Below are 20,937 nucleotides of genomic sequence, written 5' to 3'. Positions count from 1 at the left end.
TAAATTAAACAATAACTTAGTTTTAAAAAGATGGAGTAACAACAAATGAAAATCTCTCAATTGTTCTTGGGTCTCGTTGCTTGTTCAACTGCATTTGCTTATGCAGGAATTGATGGTATTTCGAGTAATGAAAGTAACATCAAAATTGGTGCTGCTGCCAATGCAAGCCATCCGGGTGGTGTAGCAGCGGTGTCGGTTCAAGCTGCGGGTGCGCCATATAACGCTTTTACAGGTTTTAGTTCGTTAAAAGGTTTGGCTCAGGCTTTTGCTGCTCAGGGAACGAGTAACACCAATGTAACGGTTGGCAGCAAAACCTTTAATATTTCGCATATTCCAGTGTCTGCAATGCCACCTTCACACAGTGCATTAGGTAATTTTAACTTTGGTCAGGTGGGCACACAGGAAGTCTATTTTGGTGAATGGTGGAAAGCGGGTGACACGCCGGCAAGCGCGAGCCATACCGTTTACTACGCGGGTGATAATACTAATACCACTGTTCCAACCGCGGGTACGGCAACCTATACCGTTACAGGAATTAACGGCTCTGCAAGTAATCTGTTAAGTGGTACGTTCACGGCAAATTATGGCGCGGGCACACTTGAAGGAACGCTTACAGGAACTGGTACAGCTGTTTCATCATTAAGCCTAGATGGTGTGGCATTTAACCCGGGTACTGCTGCGTTTGCAGGTTTGGCAACGGCTAACGGTACGGCTGGTGTCGACAACTCTGGTGTGGTTCAAGGTCAATTCTTCGGTGCAAATGCTTCTGCTTTAGCGGGTATTGCCCAGTTTGATAACGTGTCTTACAACACTGCATTTGGCGGTGCTAAAAATTAATGAATGCAAAAGGAATCTACACACGTAGATTCCTTTTGTTTTTTGAGCTTTTGCTTGGTTGCTTCAGGTTTATTGTTTTATGAAACGAACGCTTTTGTGCTGTTTGACATTGTTGAGTTGTCCATTTTTATATGCCGACGAAGACACACAGCTTCGTCTTAATCAAAGCTTGGACCAAACACTTTTACAAGAACAGCGACAGTTTCACGAGCAGGGAACCATTCGTAGTACCGAGCAATTACCAAAACTTCAAATTAATGGACAAGAATATAGTGTTGAGCAAAACCCGAATGATCTTGCCAAGGCGTTATATTTGGCAGTCATGCAAAAACAGTGGCTCAAAGCCACGGTTTATTTAGAACATTATAAGAAATATGTTGGCTACGATCGGGCTTTAACCGACTTTGCCGAAGGGGCAGTTGCACGTTCTCAGGGTCAACTGAAATTGGCTGAACAAAAATTTCAAAGCAGCCTAAAACAACAACCTCATAATTTAATTTGTGAACTTGAGTTAGCGCGCGTGCTGTTTGAACAACAGAAAAATAAGGAAGCAGCACGCCTTTTTATTTCCATTCAAGACCAACTGAAACAAAGTGACCCTGCGGTAATCCCGTCTGGGGTTTTAACAACAGTGAATACCTTTGTTCAGGCATTAAAAAAACGAGACTCTTGGCAAGGCTCGGTTTCAGCGGGTTATACCTATGTTAGTAATTTAAATAGTGCGTCTAAACAGACTAAAACTTGGATGTTTTATCAGACAGATAAGGACGGTAATGTTACTGGGGGGCAGGAAGTTACTAGTAAAAAGCAAAAAGCTGAGTCGGCAACGGGATTAGATTACGAAGCCAGTCTGATTAAACGCTATGCCATTGAAGGACATCATGGTGTGGCTTTACGTGCGCTGGCTTTTGGACAGTCCTATAACGACCACGCGGCATTTAATGAATCTACCATTAACATTAATGCAGGCTATAGCTACTTTGACTTAAAAAATCAAATAGGGGTGAGTCCACTTTTTGAACATAAACGTTATGGCAATGATGGCCTTTACAGTGCGTGGGGAGCGCGTGCCGAGTGGATGCATTTTATCTCGACAGATAAAGCCTTTAAGCTTGAAGCTGAAAGAAAAGATTTTAATTATCAGAAATATAAAAGCTTTGATGGTATAGAAAATTCAGCTTTTGCCACTTTCTGGAAAATTTTTCCAGACCAATGGACTGTTTTTGGTGGTCTAGATGTAGTTGACCATTCTGCACAAGAAAAATATGTAGCTGCCTACGAACAGCAAGGCGTACGATTAGGCTTAAGCAAATCTTGGAGCACAGGATTTAACACCACTTTGTTAAGTTCTTACCGTTGGCGTCAGTTTGACAAATACGCTATAAGTTACTTAGCTCGTCGTCATGATTTTGAACAGAACTATACCTTTGTTGTGCAAATGCCGCGCTTTGCGTTTTATGGCATGACGCCTAATTTAACCTATCGTTATAACCAAAATAAAAGCAATGTCGATTGGCTGTATTCCTACGATAAACACAACATTAGTCTCAAGCTTGAGCATCGTTTTTAGGGAATAAGCTATGAAATCAAAATCTTTATTCCCTACACATGAGCCAATGGTCAAGCTGCCTTTCACACAAGGGCCGAAGCATTTTTATAAGTGTTTAACCGTAGTCGTGGTGATTGGACTACATGTGTTTGTTGTCTGGATGCTGAGCCATTTAATTGAACCCTATACTTTTGCGACATCACCAAAAGTAGATGCCTTAAAAGTAAGTTTTGTGTCGCTGGGACCTGCTAAAAAGCCATCACCTGACCAGACTGAAAGTAGGCCTATCGGAAAAAGTTTAACGCCTAAATTTACATTAAACAGTTCGGTATCTTCTATACCTGAAGAATCAAAAAACTCGCCTAAAAATGTTCAAACATTAGTGTCAAAAACTGCCTCTAAACAGGTGGTGCAAAATAACTTAAATGACAAACAGCAAGCGCAACCAAAAACGAGTTTAAACAATTTAGCTTCGTCTCAAGCAGCGCAGCCTACAGAAAGGCGAACGGTTCATACAGATAAACAACTGGGTTCGACCGATATTGAACAAACGAAAAGTGAGCATTTGCTAGAAAACACCAGCAGCACAACCAAAAGTGGCGGCGTTAAAACACCTGAAACGCAGCAAGAATATTCCAAAGCACCGAGCACGCAAGTTGAACATGATGATGTTGTTCAGGTGAGTAGTGTAGATGTGCTGAGTTTTGGCGGGCTTGACTATGATGACCGCGAGTTAAAACAACAAAATCGTTTGGTTGAGCTTCGGATTCGGATTAATGAAAAAGGACAGCCGATCAACATTCAATTACGTCAAAGTTCGGGCATTCAAAGCCTTGATGAACGGGTCATACAAGCTACGCGTAAATCCAAATTTAAACCCCACAAAATTAACGGTCGAGCCGTGACCATTGTTGTGGATTTTCCAGTCCAACTCAAACTCAATCGGGGCCGCTAACCGATGAGTAATATCCATTTTGCAGGAGAAAGATGATGAACTCATCTACAGAACAAATCATTAGCAACAGCTTGTCTTTACGTTTGAAACAAGAAACTGCTGCTGAACACGAACGTATGCATCAATTAATGTCTGAGGCAAAGGTGTTTTCAAGTAAAGAAAAATACGCACAATTTACGTTGTCTCAATATTACTTTCAGCGCGAAATTGAACATCTTTTTGAAAAAGAGGGTGTAGCAGGATTGATTCCAGACCTCGACATTCGTGGCCGCTCAAAACAAGCACTCGCCGATTTGAATGATTTAGGTATTCAACCCAACGGGCAGCAATTACAGAGTGAAAACGTACAGCTACCTGAAGCTTTAGGCTGGATTTATGTGTCTGAAGGTTCAACCTTAGGCGCTGCATTTTTGTTTAAAGAAGCTCAAAAGCATTTGGGTTTTTCAGAAACGTTTGCTGCGCGTAATTTAGCTGCCTATCCCGAAGGGCGCGCTAAAGTCTGGAAACGTTTTGTACAAGCACTTGATGAAACAGGCTTTGACCAAACCCAGCAAGACCGAGTTGTTCAAGGAGCCTTAGATGCCTTTGGATATTTTGGTCAAGCGCTTGATCAGCTTGATGAATTGAAATAATAAAGTGGATAAAGGGAATACCCGATATGGACAAACTCAATCAAGTCAACGTAATGGTAAAACATGAGCAATCATTAACGCCCACTCAACCAGTCAGTAAACTTGCTCGTTCTATGTGGGCGCGCTGGGTGTTTATTGGTTTGGCTTGGTTGTGTATCGCGCTTGGCATATTGGGTATTTTTATTCCGGGTTTACCTACTGTTGATTTTATAATTTTAGCTGTTTTCTTTGCGGCTCGAGGTTCTGAGAAACTTCATCAATGGTTTCGAAATCATCGTTATATCGGCCCATTCATTCGCGAGTGGCAAGAACATCGGCGTATTCCAAAAAAGGCGAAATACATCTCGACCTTAAGTATGAGTCTGGCCGCGGGACTGATGATTTGGACCATTCCGCATCCGTGGTTTGTCTATCCGGCAATTTTATGTATGGCTGGGGTATTAGCGTGGATGTGGCTTAAAAAATAAAATTATGACTGGCATTTTTGCATGGTACGCATCATGGACTTTACAAAATCACGCGGTATTTCAGGACTTTGTAAACTCAAACTTCCAAGTCTATGCATGAGCTTAGGGGAGTATTGGCGTTCTAAACGATGATAAATGCATGTACAGCTTGCACGGCTATGACCAGCCGCAATACATTTTAAATAGAAATCACGATGAGGACTGTTTTTTTGACCCGCAAAGGCAACAGATACAAATAATAATCCCCCTAAAAAAACTGAAAAATTATAAAGTGACATATATCTACTCGTGATTGTTGTTATTGATTATCCATATTTTGGCATAACTTTTTTAGGTCCAAAACCAGTTGCTATCAACCAGCGGCTTCATCATAGTGAGAACAGTTTTAGAGGTCAAATTGATTTGAAGCCGATAACCTTTTATTGTTTTAAAAATAGTCAATTTTGATTGTTGCCATTTCAAAGACAGTGTTGCGACATAACAGACTCTATGTTTTTACATGTTTTTTTGCTTTTATAAACGCTTTAGTTTTGATTTGTTTTTAAATATTTAAAACATTTTTGTACTGAATTAATGACTTTAAAATAATAGGATGCAGTTTATGCCAGAGACTTCAATGCAACAAGAGAAACAAAGTACTTGGGCAATTTGTCGAGATCCAGTTTTGCTGACCATGGTCGGTGGGGCAATTGATACTATTGGCTTTATTGCGTTATTTGGCTTTTTCACTGCGCATGTGACGGGAAACTTAGTGTTGGCGGGGGCGGCGTGGGTTAAAGGCGGCGCTGGTTTATGGATAAAGCTCGCAGCTATCCCGCTATTTATTTTGACAGTGGTGATTACCAAACTGTTAATTGACCGTAGTCAGGTCAAGCACAAAACGCTATCTTATTTATTTTTATTTGAAGCCATTTTTCTATGTGCTTTCATGATTGCAGGACTTTATTTCGAGCCATTTAAAGATCCGGATGCACTAACACTTGCAGTAACAGGAGGACTGGGCTTAATTGCTTTGGCTATTCGTAATACTTCTAGCAAAACCCTCATTAAAAATATTAGCCCTAGCACTATGATGACTGGCAACACTACCCAGCTCGGTATTGATATTGCCAACTTACTTAAAAACAATAACGCAGCCAATCGGGCTAGTTTTCTAAAAAGTGCCAGTATTGTGATTGGGTTTGTAATTGGTGCTTTCTTAGGAGCGGTACTTTATGTCTATTTTGATTTCTGGAGTGTAGCGCCGTTTATCTTACCCATTTTGTATTTTTCATATTTAGCTTCACAGCAAAAGTTCAACCAAGCTTGATTTGAAAAACAACAAATTAGCCTGAATTAAAATGAGTTCAGGCTTTTTTCGTCATAAAGAAAAACGAAAGCTGAGCCGAAATTGTTCGTTCACGGCTTTACAGGCATAATGACCAGATGGGGAATACATTCGATTAAGGAATGCAGAATGACAAAGTCTTACCATTATTCATTGTTAACAATAATGGCTTTGCTCAGTGGCTGTCAGGTTATTCATTTGAAAGAAACTAATTTAAGCAGTGCTTTAAATAGTAAAAATGAAAGTATTTTGACCGCAAATACCTTAAGCCATCAAACCCAAAACTTACTGTATTTAATCAAAAAAGATGAAAAGTCTTGTCTGCAAAATTTTGATGATTGTTTAAATAAAATTCAGAGTCTGTCCGAAAATAGCAGCCGAGAAGAACGCTATGCTGCGCTGAGTGAAATTTACTTGGCAAAAGCTTTAGATGTCGGGCGTAGCAGCCAGTGTAATGTGATCAATAAAAGTAGCAGTTGCCTTGAGCAAGAGTTAGCGCTGTTTGATAAAAGCTTGCGCTATAGCTATGTCTATTTGTTTGACTCGGAAGAGTCGCCGTTTGATCGGGTATTTGACCATCGGCAAAATCAGGTACGTATTTTTTATAACGTTGCCTTGTCGAAGCTCATGACCACGTACTTTAATCATTTAAATACACATCGCTTTCCACCATTGCTTAAAGCAGATAGGCATGAGTACCACGTCAATTTTGACCATGCCTTAGATGTACAAAAGATTGAAGTCGATACTTTTCGCTCCAGCTATAACATGAACTTTTCTGGCTTTAATACCGTCAACCGTAAGGATGGTTTAGGAGCAGAGTTTATTGTTGGGCGTAAAGAAAATGATGTAAATCACGGCTTCATTTTAGACCCCGATGCTTTTTATGCTCAGCAGAATAATCCCAACATACATTTACCACGCTTCTTTCCGGTCACGGCGATTGCTTATCCAAAACAAAAAGCTACAGCCGATCAGGTCATTGCTGGGGCAGAGTTAGAAATTGCGGTGTTTGATCCATATCGACAAGACCGCGTAAAGGTTGAAGGTGTGGACTATCCGCTCACTGCAAACTATTCGGTACCTTATGGGCTTTGGCTGTCGAAATATAATTTAGGTGCAGCAGGCTATTGGTCCTTAATTAATAAAGAAGCCAATTTGATCATGCCGCATTTATATATGCTGGAACCTTTTAACCCAAATAAGAAAATCATTGTGTTTATTCATGGTTTAGCGAGTAGTCCAGAGGCTTGGGTGAGCTTAACCAATGACATTATGGGCGATGCCGAATTAAGACAAAACTACCAAGTTTGGCAGGTATTTTATTCAACCAATATGCCGATTTTTGAAAGTCGTTTTCAGATTTATTCTTTGCTGAATCAAGCTTTTCAAAACGTTGCTAAAGACAGCTACGCTGCGCATGATGCCGTGCTGGTTGGGCATAGTATGGGCGGAGTCATTAGCCGCCTCTTGGTAAGTGATGCCGATGTTTCAGAGCAAGCCATGCAAAAAATGAATGAAGCGCAGTTAAATCGGTTAAAAGAAAATCCAGTCATTCGTGAGCGCTTTCAGTTCAAGGCTTTGCCATATTTTAATCGGGTTGTTTTTGTATCGGCCCCTCATCATGGTACAGACTACGCTGACCGATGGTTTACCCAAATTGCCCGCCGTATTATTCGTTTGCCCGCTGATTTTTTTATTGCAGTTGAAATGAGAGATGAGAAAAATACAAAACTCAGAAAAGGTTTAATTGAAAATGGGGCGAGTAATTTAAGTCGTTCTTCTAGCTTTATGCAGCTTACGCAAACCATTCAGCCTTCGTCCAATGTGGTCTATCATTCGATTATGGGGAACATAAATGGGACGACTGATAAGTTAAAAAGCAGCGATGGAATTGTACCCTATCAAAGTTCGCATTTGGGTGGGGAGCAGTCGGAGTTGATCATTAAAGGTGGACATTCGATTCAAACCACGCCTGAGGCAATTTTAGAATTACGCCGTATTTTAAGATTGCACTTAAAGCAGTCGCAGCCTTCAAAATAGAAATTTTTGTTTTTAAAAAACCACTGCTGAAATGATTCAACAGTGGTTGAAGTGATTAATTAAGCTGGTTTTGTTTGAGCGATTTTTTATGCTCAAAATAACTGATTGAAAAGATAACCAAGCCCACCAAATACAACACGCCAGACAACATAAGTAAGTCTAAACCTGCTGCATAGAGCAACCAAAGCGCATAGATTGAAGCGACACTTGCAATCGCAATATGCGGCATGCGTTTATGGCGAATGGATTCTTTAAGGTAAAAAGCTGACACCAGAAAATAAGGCAGTAAAATCATGACCGATGAAATCAATAAAAGCTGGGTATAGTTTTTATTGAAAAAATACACGGCAATAAGTGAGCCTTGCACGACAAGCGTTGTCAGCCAAAGGGATGAAATAGGTACATTGTTCTGATTATTCTTTAAAAATAATTTAGGGAATGCCCCATTTTTTGCAGCCAAAAATGGAATTTCAGTAGCAAATAACGTCCAACTTAAATAAGACGATGCAACGGAAATAATCAGCCCGATGGTAATAATGATGGTACCCGGCAAGCCGATCAGTTGCTGCAAAATGGTCGCCATAGATGGATTATGCATGCCAGCAAGTGCTTCACGACTTGCCACACCATAAGCCAATACAGTGACCATGACATAAAAACTTAACGCCAGTAACACACCTAAAATGGTCGCTTTACCAATGTCATAGCGGTTTTTTGCACGCGATGATAAAACCACTGCACCTTCAATACCGGTAAATACCCAAAGGGTAATGAGCATTAGGTCTTTTACTTGTTGCCAAAGCGGAACTTGCAAAGAAAAGTCATGTAGGTTGAGTTTGAATAAATCAAACTTAAAAGCAATAAAGGTAAAGAAGATAAAGACCACCATTGGAATAATTTTGGCAATGGTTGCCAGTAAATTCACAATCGCAGCTTCTTTAATACCTCGGCTCACTAACCAGTGCACCAGCCATACAAAAATGCTTGAACCAATCAGTGAGTAGAGCGTATTACCTTCACCAAAAATAACGTGGTCTTTGCTGTCGGTAAACATGCCAACGCCTGAAAAGGCAATCACCACATAGCCGACAATACCAATGGTGGTACACAACCAATAGCCCCAAGCCGAGCAAAAACCAATCAGGTCTCCAAAGCCTTCGCGCGCATAGTTATAAATACCGCCATCTAGATCTGGTCGTTGACGGGTTAAATGTAATAGCGTGAGAGCCAAGAAAATAATGCCGACTCCGGTAATGAGCCATGCAACAAGAAGGGCAGAGCCGTTAGCGACTTGAGCCATATTTTGGGGTAGGCTAAATACGCCTGACCCCACCATAGAACTAAAGACCAGCGCTGTAAGAGACAATAGTCCAATTTTGGCAGCAGACATGGTATTTATTCTTTAAAAAATTGAGAAAGTTCAGCAATGTGTTCTGGACCAATGCCACAGCAACCGCCGACTAGACTTGCACCTGCTTTCTGCCATTGCTTAGCAAATGCAAGATAAGCTGGAGCGTCTAAGTCTTTACGAATTTCATCCAGACCATCGTTGGCAGTAGCACTCTCATCTTGCGGTGGAAAAGCATTGGCATAAGCACCAATTTGTACAGACTCTGGAATAAGTCCTTTAATTTCATTAATCGCTTGCAAGATTACTTCGGGTTGGCAGCAGTTAAACAATACAGCTTTGGCATTTGATTGTTTGATGAAATCAGCCACTTGTTGCATGTTTTCGCCTGAGCGAAGTAGTGCTTGCTCATGTTTGATTTCGTCTTGCAGCGTGAAAGATACCCAATAGTCCTTACCATCTTGTGGTAATAAGGCATGCACTGTTTCTACTTCTTTTAAGCACGATTGAGTTTCAGCTAACCAAAAATCAACCTCTGGTGCCAATGTATTAATGATTGGCTCAGCAAGGTTTTTAGCCTGTTCAGGTTGGAACAAGTCTGCACGGTAAGAACCAAATAGCGGTGGTAAGCAGCCTGCAATTTTGACATTTTTGCCGCTTTCTTTAACTGCATTTTTTGCTTGTTCGATGGCAACTTGAATTAAACGCACGCCGTCAGTTTCAAAGCGTTCTTGTCCAATATGAAATGGCACAACAGCGTAGTTATTGGTGGTAATCACTTCTGAACCAGCATTGATAAAATCGAGATGTACTTCTTTTACTGTTTCAGGTGCTTCAATCAGTGCAAGCGCAGACCACTCTGGTTGACGAAACGGAGCGCCACGGCGGGCTAATTCACGGCCTAAACCGCCATCTAAAATCTTCATAAATTACAACATAAAGGGAGAAAAATAATTCAGCTAATCTAACGTGTAGATGAATTGTGTTCAATCGCGAATATGCTCGATACATTTCTAAATAAATTAGATTGTTATGAATAATTTTTCTTAAGAGGAATTCTGTAAACGATGTTCAGTTTTACTGATGAACTTCATGTGAAAAAGAAAATATCTTTAATTGAAAATCTAGAATAAAAAACGATTTTATAGCGCGCCATATTGCTGCCAACTTTCACCTGTGTGCTGCGTTTTATAATAGGCATTAAGTTGCTCAAGCTGCGTAAAATGTATGCCTGACCAAATCAATAAACTAATGAATATTAAAAATTTAGATAAGCAAAGAACTTTTTCTAGGCGAGCAAAAGCCAATAAAACAAAAAATAGGGCAGGTACAAATATAAAGAATTGAACAGGCGAGAAAAATAAATGAGCAGTACTGAAATATAATGCCACTGCACTCATCAGCAGATTTAAAACAGAACATAGCTTTTGATATTTACCGAGCTTAAATGCATAAGCAGTCAGAGCAAGTAACACCGCTGAGCTGACATAAATCGCTGTACCGCCAATCATCCACATATAAAACCCGCTTACCAAAAGATAAACCAGTAGCAAAACAAGCACCAGCTTAAAACCAAATGATAAGAGGCGAGATGATAAGTTTAAATGGGTCATAGCGAATCTAAATATCTCAAGTTGGAGCTTAAAAAACAAAAGGACGAATCGAAATTCATCCTTTTGGAATTTATTTATACATCGTCAAACTTAGTTTGCTTTTGCAACTGGGGCAGCCGCAGTTTCATCGTTTGCAGCTTTGAACGGAGATGTATAGTTCAAGCCAAGCGTAGAACTTGTGTACTGACGCACTTTGTCGAGTAACACAGGATCTTTGCTTAAGTCTTGTTTGTAAGACACTACAATTTCATGAAGCTTCTGATTCCACTTACCTTCAGTTTGCTCAGGGAAAGCTTTTTCAAGCAAGTTAAGCATAATGTATGGAGAAGTCGAAGCACCCGGAGACGCACCTAACAATGCAGTTACAGCACCATCTTTAGACGCAAAGATTTCTGTACCGAATTGGAGTGTTGCTGGTTTACCTGGTTCTTTTTTGATGATCTGAACACGTTGACCACCTTGGCTTAAACGCCAGTCTTCAGCTTTCGCATCTGGGTAGTATTTACGAAGTTCATTGAGACGGTCTTCATCTGACATCATGACTTGGCTGACCAAGTATTTAACAAGATCAAGGTTTTCTAAGCCAACAGTGGTCATTGGTAAAACGTTACTTTTGTTTGTTGATGCAAGTAAATCAAGCTGAGAACCGTTTTTCAGGAACTTGTTTGAATAGGTTGCAAATGGTCCAAACAATACATATTTTTTACCGTCAATATAACGCGTATCAATATGTGGTACAGACATTGGAGGCGCACCAAGTTCAGCACGGCCATACACTTTTGCTGTGTGTTCAGCAGTAATTTTTGGGTTGTCCGTAATTAAGAACTCACCGCCAACAGGGAAGCCAGCATATTGTTTAGCTTCTGGTAAACCAGTAAGTTGCAATAATTTAACTGCTGCACCACCTGCACCGATAAATACAAAACGTGTTTTAACGTGATCTACTTTACCAGTTTTCAAATTTTTGAAAGACACAGTCCAAGTTTTGTCATCATTTTGGCTGATGCCAGTCACTTCAGTTGAAGTCTGTAATTTGAAATTAGGATTTTGATTTAAATGACTCACTAATTGTTTAGTGATTGAACCATAGTTAACGTCAGAGCCAACATCCATACGAGTTGCTGCAACTTTTTGACTAGGGTCACGGTCATTCATCACTAAAGGTGCCCATTGTTTAATTACAGCTGGGTCTTCAGTAAATTTCATACCTTTGAACAACGGGCTTTGGATCATGGCTGCATAACGTTTTTCTAAGAATTGAACGTTATCGCCCCAAACGAAAGCAATGTGCGGAACTGGATTAATGAATGATTTTGGTTCAGCTAAAACGCCTTGTTTTACCTGATGTGACCAGAACTGTTTAGCAACTTCAAATTGAGAAGCAACTTTTTCAGCTTTGGCAATTTCCATCTTACCGTTTTTCTCTTCGGTATAGTTCATTTCCATAAAGCCAGAGTGGCCTGTTCCGGCATTGTTAAAGCCGTTTGAACTTTCTTGAGCAACTTGGTCAAGACGTTCGTACATACGAATTTGCCAGTTTGGTTCAAGCTCAGTGAAATAAGTACCAAGAGTGGCACTCATGATGCCGCCGCCAACAAGAACAGCATCAACAACGGGTTCATCTTTTGCAGTTTCAACTTGTTTTGACGTTGTCGGTCTAAACAAGAACGCAATACCTGCAATTAGAATAAGAATGATTAATACCAGAAGGTATTTCAAAAACTTTTTCATGTAAGGGGGACCTTAAAATAAGTTATTTGAGTCACTTAAGGTGTGAGGAAACCTAGACAGCGTATCCAGACAAAATGGATATAAATGCGAAAGTAAATTCTCAAAATTAGAGAACTTCAAAAAAATAAAAATGACTTGGGATTATCGCAAACACACTATATTTTAGACTAATTTTGCATTGACAAGACAATTTTTATAATAAATGGGGTTCATCAAAATCATAAATATGATTTATATTTAGCCAAGTTTAGCTTTAACAAGATAATTTAAGCTTACTATTTTTATATAAATAATTGAAATTAAATTAATAATTTTAATGTGCTTAAAGTTGAATCATTTGAAGAATATTTCCCTATAAAAATCGATTAATTTTTATTTCACACCATATTTATGTAAATAAGCTGCAGGTAAGTGCTTATTTTCTGTCATACATCGTTCTTATTAATATTCACTCTATAGATTTAAATTAAGGGCATATCTCTGTATAAGAAATATGCCCTTTAAAGTTTTATGATGCTACATAGAACGGTGCAGTTGAACGTGGTAATGCTTCACGTCCACGGATTTGGTCTGCAATTTTCTCGGCAATCATAATGGTGGTTGCGTTTAAGTTACCGGTAATAATCAGCGGCATGATAGAGGCATCGACAACACGCAAACTATGCATACCGTGTACGCGACCTTGACCATCTACAACAGCCATTTCATCTTCACCCATCTTACAGCTACAAGACGGATGGTAAGCGGTTTCTGCATGGTTACGAACAAAGTCGTCAAGCTCTGAATCAGATTGTAGATGTTTACCTGGACTAATTTCTTCACCACGATATGGGTCAAGTGCTGGTTGCTGCATGATTTCACGCGTGATGCGAATCGCATCACGGAACTCGCGCCAGTCTTGTTCAGTCGACATGTAGTTAAACAAGATACTTGGATGCTCAAATGGATCCTTCGATTTAAGTTTGATACGACCACGTGAAGGCGAACGCATTGAACCTACGTGTGCTTGGAAACCATGTTCTTTCACTGCATTGCTACCGTTGTAGTTAATGGCAACCGGCAAGAAATGGTACTGGATGTTGGGCCATGTAAACTCATCCGAACTACGGATAAATCCGCCTGCTTCAAACTGATTACTTGCACCAATACCTGTACCATTAAATAACCACTCGGCACCAATCGCAGGTTGGTTATACCATTTCAAGGCAGGGTATAAAGAAACGGGTTGCTTACATTTATATTGTAAGTACATTTCCAAATGGTCTTGCAGGTTTTCACCTACGCCCGGTAAATCATGAACCACATCAATGTCCATTGATTTCAAGAAAGTACTTTGACCTACACCTGAGCGCTGTAAAATTTGTGGTGAAGCAATTGCGCCTGCACACAGTAACACTTCGCGTTTAACCAATGCACGTTGTAAGTTGTTTTGATCAGCACCAATAATGTATTCGACACCAATCGCTTGCTTTTGATTAAACAAGATTTTGTTAGTCGTCGCATGAGTCAAAATAGTCAGGTTTGGACGACCTTTTGCCATATCTAAATAGCCACGTGCAGTGCTTGAGCGGCGACCTTTAGGGGTAACCGTGCGGTCCATTGGACCAAAACCTTCTTGCTGGTAACCATTTAAGTCATCGGTACGCGGGTAACCTGCTTGTACGCCAGCTTCAACCATGGCATGGAATAAGACATTATTGCCATTTTTAGGTGTAGCAACTGACACAGGGCCATTGCCACCATGGTAGTCATTTTCACCAATGTCACGCGTTTCGGCTTTTTTGTAGTATGGCAAACAATCGGCATAAGACCAGTTTTCTAGGCCTTTATGGGTTGACCATTGCTCTAAATCCATGGCATTACCGCGGATATAGCACATGCCATTAATTAAAGATGAGCCACCTAAACCTTTACCACGACCACATTCCATACGGCGGTTATTCATGTGTGGTTCTGGGTCGGTTAAATAAGCCCAGTTATAGCGACGGCCTTGAAGAGGGTAGGCCAAAGCTGCCGGCATTTGTGTACGGAAATCCAAGCGATAATCTGGTCCGCCCGCTTCTAATAATAAAACGGTGGTATCTTTGTCTTCAGTAAGACGCGCAGCGAGTACATTTCCGGCAGATCCTGCGCCAATAATAATGTAATCATATTCTTTAATATTCATAACTATCCTTTTTTTACTAACAGTTTGCCTGAGCAATCTATGAAAGACTGCTCGGCATATGTGATTTAGGTTGAAGTGTTTAGAGCGATTGGGGCATTAAAAAATGCTTTGATAATCGCCAAGTTCAACTTGAATAGATTTGATACGGGTATAGTGCCCAAGCGTGGTTAAACCATTTTCACGGCCTACACCAGATTGTTTGTAGCCACCGACTGGCATCTCGGCAGGCGATTCGCCCCAAGTGTTAATCCAGCAAATACCAGCTTCAATTTGGTGAATAATGCGATGAGCGCGGCTAATGTCTTGAGTAACAACGCCGGCAGCTAAACCAAAGGTCGTGTCGTTAGCACGACGGATGACTTCTTCTTCGGTTTCATAGCTTAAGATGCTCATGACAGGTCCAAAAATTTCTTCTTGAACAATGGCCATCTGGTCGGTGCAGTCGCTAAATATAGTCGGGAGCACATAAGCGCCTTTGGCAAGTTCGCCTTCTGTAGCACGGCCACCACCAATTAAGACTTTAGCACCTTGTTGTTTGCCTGACTCAATGAAAGACAACACTTTTTCCATATGAGGGAAGCTGGTAAGTGGACCGAAGTTTGTGTCTTCAGCCATTGGGTCGCCAATGCGAATACGTTGTACACGCTCTACAACCGCTTTTTCAAAATCGGCTAAAAGAGATTTCGGAACAAAAACACGCGTACCGTTGGTACATACCTGACCTGAGCTAAAGAAGTTCGCCATGACGGCAATATCTGCGGCACGGTTCAGGTCGGCATCTTCACAAATAATCAGTGGAGATTTACCACCGAGTTCCATGGTCACTTCTTTCAGCGTAGAGCCAGCAGCGCTTGCCATAACTTTTTTGCCGGTTTCCACACCGCCAGTGAATGAGATTTTTTCAATCACGGGATGTTCAGTAAGCCACTGACCGATTTCACGACCAGCACCTTGCACAACGTTAAATACGCCGTCTGGTACGCCAGCTTCTGTATAAATTTCTGCAAGTTTAAATGCAGTAAGTGGAGTGGTTTCGCTTGGCTTGAAAATCATGGCATTGCCGGCAGCAAGGGCAGGGGCAGATTTCCATAAAGCAATTTGAATTGGATAGTTCCAAGCACCAATACCGGCAACTACGCCTAAAGGTTCACGGCGTGTATAAAAGAAACTTGATTCGCGAAGTGGAACTTGTTCACCTTGAATGGCTGTTGCAAGTCCTGCGTAATATTCGAGTACATCTGCGCCAGTCACAATGTCGACTGTCGATGTTTCGCTATAGGCTTTACCTGTGTCGAGAGTTTCAAGACGGGCAAGCTCATCATTTCGTTCACGAAGAATGTCGACAGCACGACGTAAAATACGTGAACGTTCCATGGCAGTCATGGCAGCCCAGATTTTTTGTCCTTGTTGGGCACTTTGTACAGCAGCTTCAATATCTTGTTCAGAAGCTTGTTGAAGAGTCGCGATGGTCTCGCCGTTGGCAGGGTTAATACTATTAAATGTTTTTCCACTGGTTGCGTTAACGTAGCGTCCATGGATATACAGTTGATGAACTTGTGCATCACTCATTTTGTCTCTCCTGCAAAGGCTTGTTCGCAAATTGAACTTGCGTTTGTACATAATCGTAAGCAATGGAACGGGCAAGGTTGCTGTCAAATTCGTTATGACGGCTTAAACTGCCTCGTAACCATAATCCATCAATCAATGCTGCCAACCCTCTAGCGGCAACACTGGCCTGTTGTTCATTCATTAACTTGAGAAAATAAAACTTCAAGTTGGAGTACAGGCGTTGATCATTAATCTTTTGTAAGCGGCTTAAGTCTGGTACATGCATACTTGCTGACCAAAAGTCTAACCAGACCCGCATTGCTTTTTCATTAACCTGACTAATGTCAAAATTAGAGTCGATAATGGCCTTAATCTGGCTCTCTGGATGCGAATCTGCTTCTGCTCTGTACTGTTCGGTTTTACGACGCAGAACATTTAACATTTCTTGCATACAGGTATTTATCAACCCTTGTTTGTCACCAAAATAATGGCTGACAATGCCGGTCGACAACTCGGCTTTTTTTGCAATTTGTGCAATGGTGGTATTGGATAACCCCACTTCATAAATTACGTCGAGTGCAGCGTTCATGATTTCTTCACGTCGCACATGTTCTGGTTTTACTCTGCGTTTTGTCATGTTTTTCCACATCAGCACTTTTAGTGGTGCTTTAAATTCAGCATGTTAACTTGCAGAGCATCATAGCACTTTTTTTATCATACTTGTTATTGATTGAACGTTCAATCAATAACAAGTATGATATGTAAAAATCAATGAATTTTTGAAGATTGCCTCTAGGAATAAAGAGGTGAAATCAAGAGTTGTTAAGAATAGGATGATGCGCATAAGTACATTACTTATCACGTTATTTTGAGAAAATACACCGATTGCAAGGAGCAATAAGATGGTGTTGAAAAGTGATAAATATTCTTCAGACCATATTCGGTTAAATCGTTTTGTATTTTGGAGTTCAGCCATCAGTATTGGCATTTTTGGCCTACTTTTTGTGCTGTTTCCAGAAAAAAGTCAGTTTTGGCTAACTTATGTACAAGAGCAGGTAAATCACTTTTTTGGGTGGTATTACATGCTGGTTATTGTGCTGTGCTTGGGCTTTGTCGCTTGGCTTGCTTTTTCAAAGGTAGGACAGATTCCTTTAGGCAAAGATGACGATAAACCTGAGTTCACTTATCTCGCTTGGACTTCAATGTTGTTCTCGGCAGGGATTGGTATTGCGCTACTTTATTATGGTGTGGCCGAACCTGTTGACCATTTCTTAAGACCGCCAGAAGGCGAGGCAGGAACGATTCAGGCAGCCCGTAATGCGATGACTTATAGCTTTTTGCATTGGGGGATTCATGGCTGGGTACTTTATGCTTTGCTTGGAGTCACTTTAGGTTACTTCGCTTTCAGACAAAACTTGCCATTAGCACTGCGTTCAGCGCTCTACCCAATTTTTGGAGAGCGAGTGCATGGCTTAGTGGGTGATTTTGTCGATGGCTTTGGGATTTTAGCGACAGTTATTTCCTTGGTCACCAACTTGGGAATTGGAGCGTTGGTGCTGGTATCGGGCATTTGTTATTTACTTCCTCAAATTCCTGATAATTCTGCAACCTTAATTACTGCTGTTCTCATCATGATGTTTGTTGCAACCATCACAACCGTGGTGGGTATTGAAAAAGGTTTAGCATGGTTGTCGCGTATTAATTTACGTCTGCTATATGCCTTACTTTTATTTGTATTTTTAACAGGTCCGACAAACCATTTATTAAATGGTCTGGTACAAAATACGGGCGATTACCTCAATAATTTTATTGGTAAAAGTTTTGATATGTATTTGTACAATCAAAAAGCCAGTGGCTGGTTGGGTTCGTGGACCGTATTTTATTGGGCTTGGTGGATTGCTTGGGCGCCTTTTGTCGGTATGTTTATTGCCCGCATTTCAAAAGGACGTACCATACGTGAAGTAGTATTAGGTGTATGCCTGATTCCACTCGGCTTTACACTGGCTTGGATTTCGGTTTTTGGAAACACTGCAATTTATTTTATCTTGCAGCAAAAACAGAAAGTATTAGGTGATATGGTCTTAACTGATCCAGCATTATCTTTATTTAAATTACTCGAATATCTGCCGTTTAATCCTTACGTTGCGGGTATTGTTGTTGTAATTTGTTTCGTTTTATTTTTGACACCAGTTGGCTCTGGTACACTAATGATCGCTAATTTGTCCTCAAAAGGGGGCACCAATGATAGTGATTCACCGATCTGGTTACGCGTCTTTTGGTCTGTGGTAATTACCATTGTAAGTATTGGCTTGCTTTTAGCCGGTAGTTTTAACTCCATGCAAAGTGCTGTGGTGTTATGTGGTTTACCATTTTCAGTGATTATTTTGCTCTATATGTTTGGTTTAGCCAAAGCGTTAAAGCAAGATGATTTTGACCCTCAATTAGTGAAAAAACAGTTAGCTGTTTCAAAAGACATTTCGGTCCCATCGAATTGTGACCAGAATAAAGTGACCGAGGTTTTATAACCTCAATCGATCACATCTATATATTATTTTTTGCGTTTAAAGTCGTCTTTTCATTGTTTTTAATAAGAGTGAAAAGACGAAATTAAATATTTTGTTTTTATTTTATTCCTTGAGGATTGTATGGCAACAGATAATCCAAGAGCAGTTGATGATTTAACATTATCTAAATCTAAAAAAGACCCGCTCAACCGTGTGGTTTTTTATTTTTCAGCTGTACTTATTTTAATTTTTTCTCTCGTCACGTTTTTGTTCAACGATTTTGCAAATCGAGTCATGAACGCCGTACTTCAGTGGGTAACTTCAACCTTTGGTTGGTATTATCTGCTGGCAGCAACACTCTATATGGCCTTCGTGATTTTTATTGCCTGCTCAAGATATGGCAGTATCAAATTAGGACCTAAGCATTCAAAACCTGAATTTAGTTTACTTAGTTGGTCCGCCATGCTGTTTTCGGCGGGTATTGGTATCGACCTCATGTTCTTCTCGGTCGCTGAGCCACTATCTCATTACATGCAACCTCCGGTCGGAGTAGGTCAAACCTATGAAGCAGCGCGCCAAAGTATGGTGTGGACATTGTTTCACTATGGTTTAACTGGCTGGTGTATGTATGCCTTGATTGGTATGTCATTGGGATATTTCAGCTATCGTTATAATTTGCCACTGACTATTCGTTCTGCTCTCTATCCAATCTTTGGACAAAGAATTAATGGGGCAATTGGGCATAGTGTTGATACGGCTGCCGTGATTGGGACAATTTTTGGTATTGCGACGACCTGCGGGATTGGGGTAGTACAGCTGAATTATGGCCTACATGTGTTGTTGGGATTACCAGAAAATATCTGGATGCAATTTATCCTGATTGCTGTTGCGGTGGGTATTAGTGTTATTTCGGTGACATCTGGGGTCAATAAAGGCTTGCGGATTTTATCTGAAATTAATATTTATGTTTCGGTCGGGTTATTGCTGTTTATTTTATTCTTAGGAAATACTGAGTTTTTACTCAATGCTCTTGTGCAAAATATTGGTGATTATTTAACTCGTTTCCCTGCTTTAGCATTACAAAGTTTTGCTTTTGAACAGCCTAAAGAATGGATGAGCAGTTGGACTTTCTTCTTCTGGGCGTGGTGGATTGCTTGGTCTCCATTTGTAGGACTCTTTCTGGCACGTATCTCAAGAGGACGTACTATTCGTGAGTTTGTATGCGGTACCTTAATTATTCCACTTCTATTTACACTCACGTGGTTATCCATTTTTGGTAATAGCGCATTGCACAGCGTTATTTTTGAAGGCAACCAAACCTTAGCAGCGACGGTGTTAGCAAATCCGGCTCATGGTTTTTATGACCTGTTAGCGCAATATCCGGGCTTTACCTTTATTGCTTCAATTGCCACCGTAACAGGGCTTTTGTTCTACGTGACTTCTGCCGATTCGGGAGCGCTGGTTTTAGGTAACTTCACGACTAAACTTACTAATATCGATAATGATGCTCCACGTTGGTTAAGCGTGTTTTGGGCAGTGGCGATTGGTTTGCTCACATTAGCGATGCTCATGACCAACGGCATTACCGCCTTGCAAAACGCAACGATTATTATGGGGTTGCCGTTTAGTTTTGTGATGTTCCTTGTGATGGCTGGACTTTATAAGTCGCTCAGACTTGAAGATTACAGGCATGCTAGTCGCAGTATGAATGCAGCGCCAGTGGTAGGGAACGTTGATATTCTGAACTGGAAACAACGTTTAACTCGAGTCATGCATCATCCGGGAACTACTGAAACACAGCGCATGCTAGATACGGTGTGTTTGCCAGCTGTTCAGGCTGTTGCCGATGAGCTTGTTAAGCAGGGTATGAATGTAGATGTGCAGCAAACACCGTTAGAAGATGAAGATACGCTTTACCATCTAGATCTCACTATCCACTTGGAAGAAGAGCAAAACTTTGTTTATCAGATCTGGCCTGTACGCTATAGCGCGCCGAACTTTAGCCAGCGTGTAAAACGAGGCAAACAGTTCTATTTCCGACTTGAAACCTATCTTTATGATGGCTCTCAAGATAACGATCTGGTTGGCTACAGTAAAGAACAGGTCATTAACGATATTTTAGATAAATATGAAAGACATATGACGTTCTTACATATTAATCGTATTAGCCCAGGGAATCGTCCATTGTTCCCAGATCCACAAGCTTAAGAGGAAAA

Annotated in this window: 17 protein-coding genes; 9 read left to right on the top strand and 8 right to left on the bottom strand. The window is 40.7% G+C overall.

From position 1 onward, the window contains the following. The first annotated feature begins 45 nt into the window (after window positions 1–45). The 5 genes from HLV59_RS14065 (at window position 46) to HLV59_RS14045 (ending at window position 4,440) form a co-directional block, all read left to right on the top strand. Window positions 46–837 (top strand): Slam-dependent surface lipoprotein, encoded by a 792-nt coding sequence (locus HLV59_RS14065; protein ID WP_031947601.1) that lies wholly within the window; start codon window positions 46–48, stop codon window positions 835–837. A 79-nt stretch (window positions 838–916) separates the two neighbouring features. Then, complete coding sequence (locus HLV59_RS14060; protein WP_456318743.1) at window positions 917–2,407, top strand: surface lipoprotein assembly modifier; 1,491 nt, start codon at window positions 917–919, stop codon at window positions 2,405–2,407. A 10-nt stretch (window positions 2,408–2,417) separates the two neighbouring features. Continuing rightward, complete coding sequence (locus tag HLV59_RS14055) at window positions 2,418–3,341, top strand: energy transducer TonB (protein ID WP_171430222.1); 924 nt, start codon at window positions 2,418–2,420, stop codon at window positions 3,339–3,341. A 32-nt stretch (window positions 3,342–3,373) separates the two neighbouring features. Next, entirely contained in the window at window positions 3,374–3,973 is a 600-nt protein-coding gene (locus HLV59_RS14050) for a biliverdin-producing heme oxygenase (protein WP_081175011.1), read from the top strand. Between the two features lie 26 nt (window positions 3,974–3,999). Continuing rightward, window positions 4,000–4,440, top strand: coding sequence for a YbaN family protein (locus HLV59_RS14045; RefSeq protein ID WP_061875635.1), 441 nt, complete (start codon window positions 4,000–4,002; stop codon window positions 4,438–4,440). A gap of 2 nt (window positions 4,441–4,442) precedes the next feature. Here HLV59_RS14045 and HLV59_RS14040 read toward each other — a convergent pair whose 3' ends face one another. Continuing rightward, complete coding sequence (locus tag HLV59_RS14040; RefSeq protein WP_062849288.1) at window positions 4,443–4,718, bottom strand: hypothetical protein; 276 nt, start codon at window positions 4,716–4,718, stop codon at window positions 4,443–4,445. 323 nt (window positions 4,719–5,041) lie between these two features. On the opposite strand from HLV59_RS14040, the gene HLV59_RS14035 reads away from it, so the two are divergent. Beyond that, window positions 5,042–5,749, top strand: a complete 708-nt coding sequence (locus tag HLV59_RS14035) for a YoaK family protein (protein ID WP_171430221.1) — start codon at window positions 5,042–5,044, stop codon at window positions 5,747–5,749. Between the two features lie 147 nt (window positions 5,750–5,896). After that, complete coding sequence (locus HLV59_RS14030) at window positions 5,897–7,810, top strand: esterase/lipase family protein (protein ID WP_171430220.1); 1,914 nt, start codon at window positions 5,897–5,899, stop codon at window positions 7,808–7,810. A 55-nt stretch (window positions 7,811–7,865) separates the two neighbouring features. Here the strand turns inward: HLV59_RS14030 and HLV59_RS14025 are convergent, their stop codons facing one another. The 7 genes from HLV59_RS14025 to betI all read right to left on the bottom strand — a co-directional run bounded on the left by HLV59_RS14025 (window position 7,866) and on the right by betI (window position 16,854). Then, on the bottom strand, window positions 7,866–9,200 hold the full coding sequence (locus tag HLV59_RS14025; protein ID WP_171430219.1) for a basic amino acid/polyamine antiporter: 1,335 nt from the start codon (window positions 9,198–9,200) through the stop codon (window positions 7,866–7,868). A 5-nt stretch (window positions 9,201–9,205) separates the two neighbouring features. Further along, the gene (locus HLV59_RS14020) at window positions 9,206–10,084 is read right to left on the bottom strand and encodes a homocysteine S-methyltransferase family protein (RefSeq protein WP_171430218.1); all 879 of its coding nucleotides are present in this window, start codon (window positions 10,082–10,084) and stop codon (window positions 9,206–9,208) included. Window positions 10,085–10,300: 216 nt separating this feature from the next. Then, window positions 10,301–10,771, bottom strand: coding sequence for a hypothetical protein (locus tag HLV59_RS14015; protein WP_171430217.1), 471 nt, complete (start codon window positions 10,769–10,771; stop codon window positions 10,301–10,303). A 90-nt stretch (window positions 10,772–10,861) separates the two neighbouring features. After that, complete coding sequence (gene mqo, locus HLV59_RS14010) at window positions 10,862–12,502, bottom strand: malate dehydrogenase (quinone) (protein ID WP_016144574.1); 1,641 nt, start codon at window positions 12,500–12,502, stop codon at window positions 10,862–10,864. 508 nt (window positions 12,503–13,010) lie between these two features. Beyond that, window positions 13,011–14,669: a choline dehydrogenase gene (betA, locus tag HLV59_RS14005; protein WP_171430216.1), complete on the bottom strand. Its 1,659-nt coding sequence runs from the start codon at window positions 14,667–14,669 to the stop codon at window positions 13,011–13,013. Between the two features lie 96 nt (window positions 14,670–14,765). Beyond that, window positions 14,766–16,238 (bottom strand): betaine-aldehyde dehydrogenase, encoded by a 1,473-nt coding sequence (gene betB, locus HLV59_RS14000; RefSeq protein ID WP_171430215.1) that lies wholly within the window; start codon window positions 16,236–16,238, stop codon window positions 14,766–14,768. Next, window positions 16,231–16,854 (bottom strand): transcriptional regulator BetI, encoded by a 624-nt coding sequence (gene betI / locus HLV59_RS13995; protein ID WP_005303239.1) that lies wholly within the window; start codon window positions 16,852–16,854, stop codon window positions 16,231–16,233. Before betI ends, betB begins: the two co-directional genes overlap by 8 nt. A 265-nt stretch (window positions 16,855–17,119) precedes the next feature. Between betI and HLV59_RS13990 the strand changes: the two genes are divergently transcribed. Next, window positions 17,120–18,742, top strand: a complete 1,623-nt coding sequence (locus HLV59_RS13990; protein WP_171430214.1) for a BCCT family transporter — start codon at window positions 17,120–17,122, stop codon at window positions 18,740–18,742. A 120-nt stretch (window positions 18,743–18,862) separates the two neighbouring features. Next, on the top strand, window positions 18,863–20,929 hold the full coding sequence (locus HLV59_RS13985; protein WP_031947614.1) for a choline transporter: 2,067 nt from the start codon (window positions 18,863–18,865) through the stop codon (window positions 20,927–20,929). The last annotated feature ends 8 nt before the right edge of the window (window positions 20,930–20,937 follow it).

This window comes from Acinetobacter lactucae (genome assembly GCF_013122135.1).
GTDB classification, from domain to species: Bacteria; Pseudomonadota; Gammaproteobacteria; order Pseudomonadales; family Moraxellaceae; genus Acinetobacter; species Acinetobacter lactucae.
Note: the sequence above shows the minus strand (reverse complement) of the source record. Positions and strands in the feature narration are given on the sequence as shown.

Excerpts from the sequence above, each read along its gene's own strand:
- HLV59_RS14015 (WP_171430217.1), bottom strand. The coding sequence starts at position 10,771 with ATGACCCATTTAAACTTATCATCTCGCCTCTTATCATTTGGTTTTAAG.
- HLV59_RS14025 (WP_171430219.1), bottom strand. The coding sequence starts at position 9,200 with ATGTCTGCTGCCAAAATTGGACTATTGTCTCTTACAGCGCTGGTCTTT.
- betI (WP_005303239.1), bottom strand. The coding sequence starts at position 16,854 with ATGACAAAACGCAGAGTAAAACCAGAACATGTGCGACGTGAAGAAATC.
- HLV59_RS14065 (WP_031947601.1), top strand. The coding sequence starts at position 46 with ATGAAAATCTCTCAATTGTTCTTGGGTCTCGTTGCTTGTTCAACTGCA.
- HLV59_RS13985 (WP_031947614.1), top strand. The coding sequence starts at position 18,863 with ATGGCAACAGATAATCCAAGAGCAGTTGATGATTTAACATTATCTAAA.
- betB (WP_171430215.1), bottom strand. The coding sequence starts at position 16,238 with ATGAGTGATGCACAAGTTCATCAACTGTATATCCATGGACGCTACGTT.
- betA (WP_171430216.1), bottom strand. The coding sequence starts at position 14,669 with ATGAATATTAAAGAATATGATTACATTATTATTGGCGCAGGATCTGCC.
- mqo (WP_016144574.1), bottom strand. The coding sequence starts at position 12,502 with ATGAAAAAGTTTTTGAAATACCTTCTGGTATTAATCATTCTTATTCTA.
- HLV59_RS14050 (WP_081175011.1), top strand. The coding sequence starts at position 3,374 with ATGATGAACTCATCTACAGAACAAATCATTAGCAACAGCTTGTCTTTA.
- HLV59_RS14060 (WP_456318743.1), top strand. The coding sequence starts at position 917 with ATGAAACGAACGCTTTTGTGCTGTTTGACATTGTTGAGTTGTCCATTT.
- HLV59_RS14020 (WP_171430218.1), bottom strand. The coding sequence starts at position 10,084 with ATGAAGATTTTAGATGGCGGTTTAGGCCGTGAATTAGCCCGCCGTGGC.
- HLV59_RS14045 (WP_061875635.1), top strand. The coding sequence starts at position 4,000 with ATGGACAAACTCAATCAAGTCAACGTAATGGTAAAACATGAGCAATCA.
- HLV59_RS14040 (WP_062849288.1), bottom strand. The coding sequence starts at position 4,718 with ATGTCACTTTATAATTTTTCAGTTTTTTTAGGGGGATTATTATTTGTA.
- HLV59_RS14055 (WP_171430222.1), top strand. The coding sequence starts at position 2,418 with ATGAAATCAAAATCTTTATTCCCTACACATGAGCCAATGGTCAAGCTG.
- HLV59_RS14030 (WP_171430220.1), top strand. The coding sequence starts at position 5,897 with ATGACAAAGTCTTACCATTATTCATTGTTAACAATAATGGCTTTGCTC.
- HLV59_RS14035 (WP_171430221.1), top strand. The coding sequence starts at position 5,042 with ATGCCAGAGACTTCAATGCAACAAGAGAAACAAAGTACTTGGGCAATT.
- HLV59_RS13990 (WP_171430214.1), top strand. The coding sequence starts at position 17,120 with ATGGTGTTGAAAAGTGATAAATATTCTTCAGACCATATTCGGTTAAAT.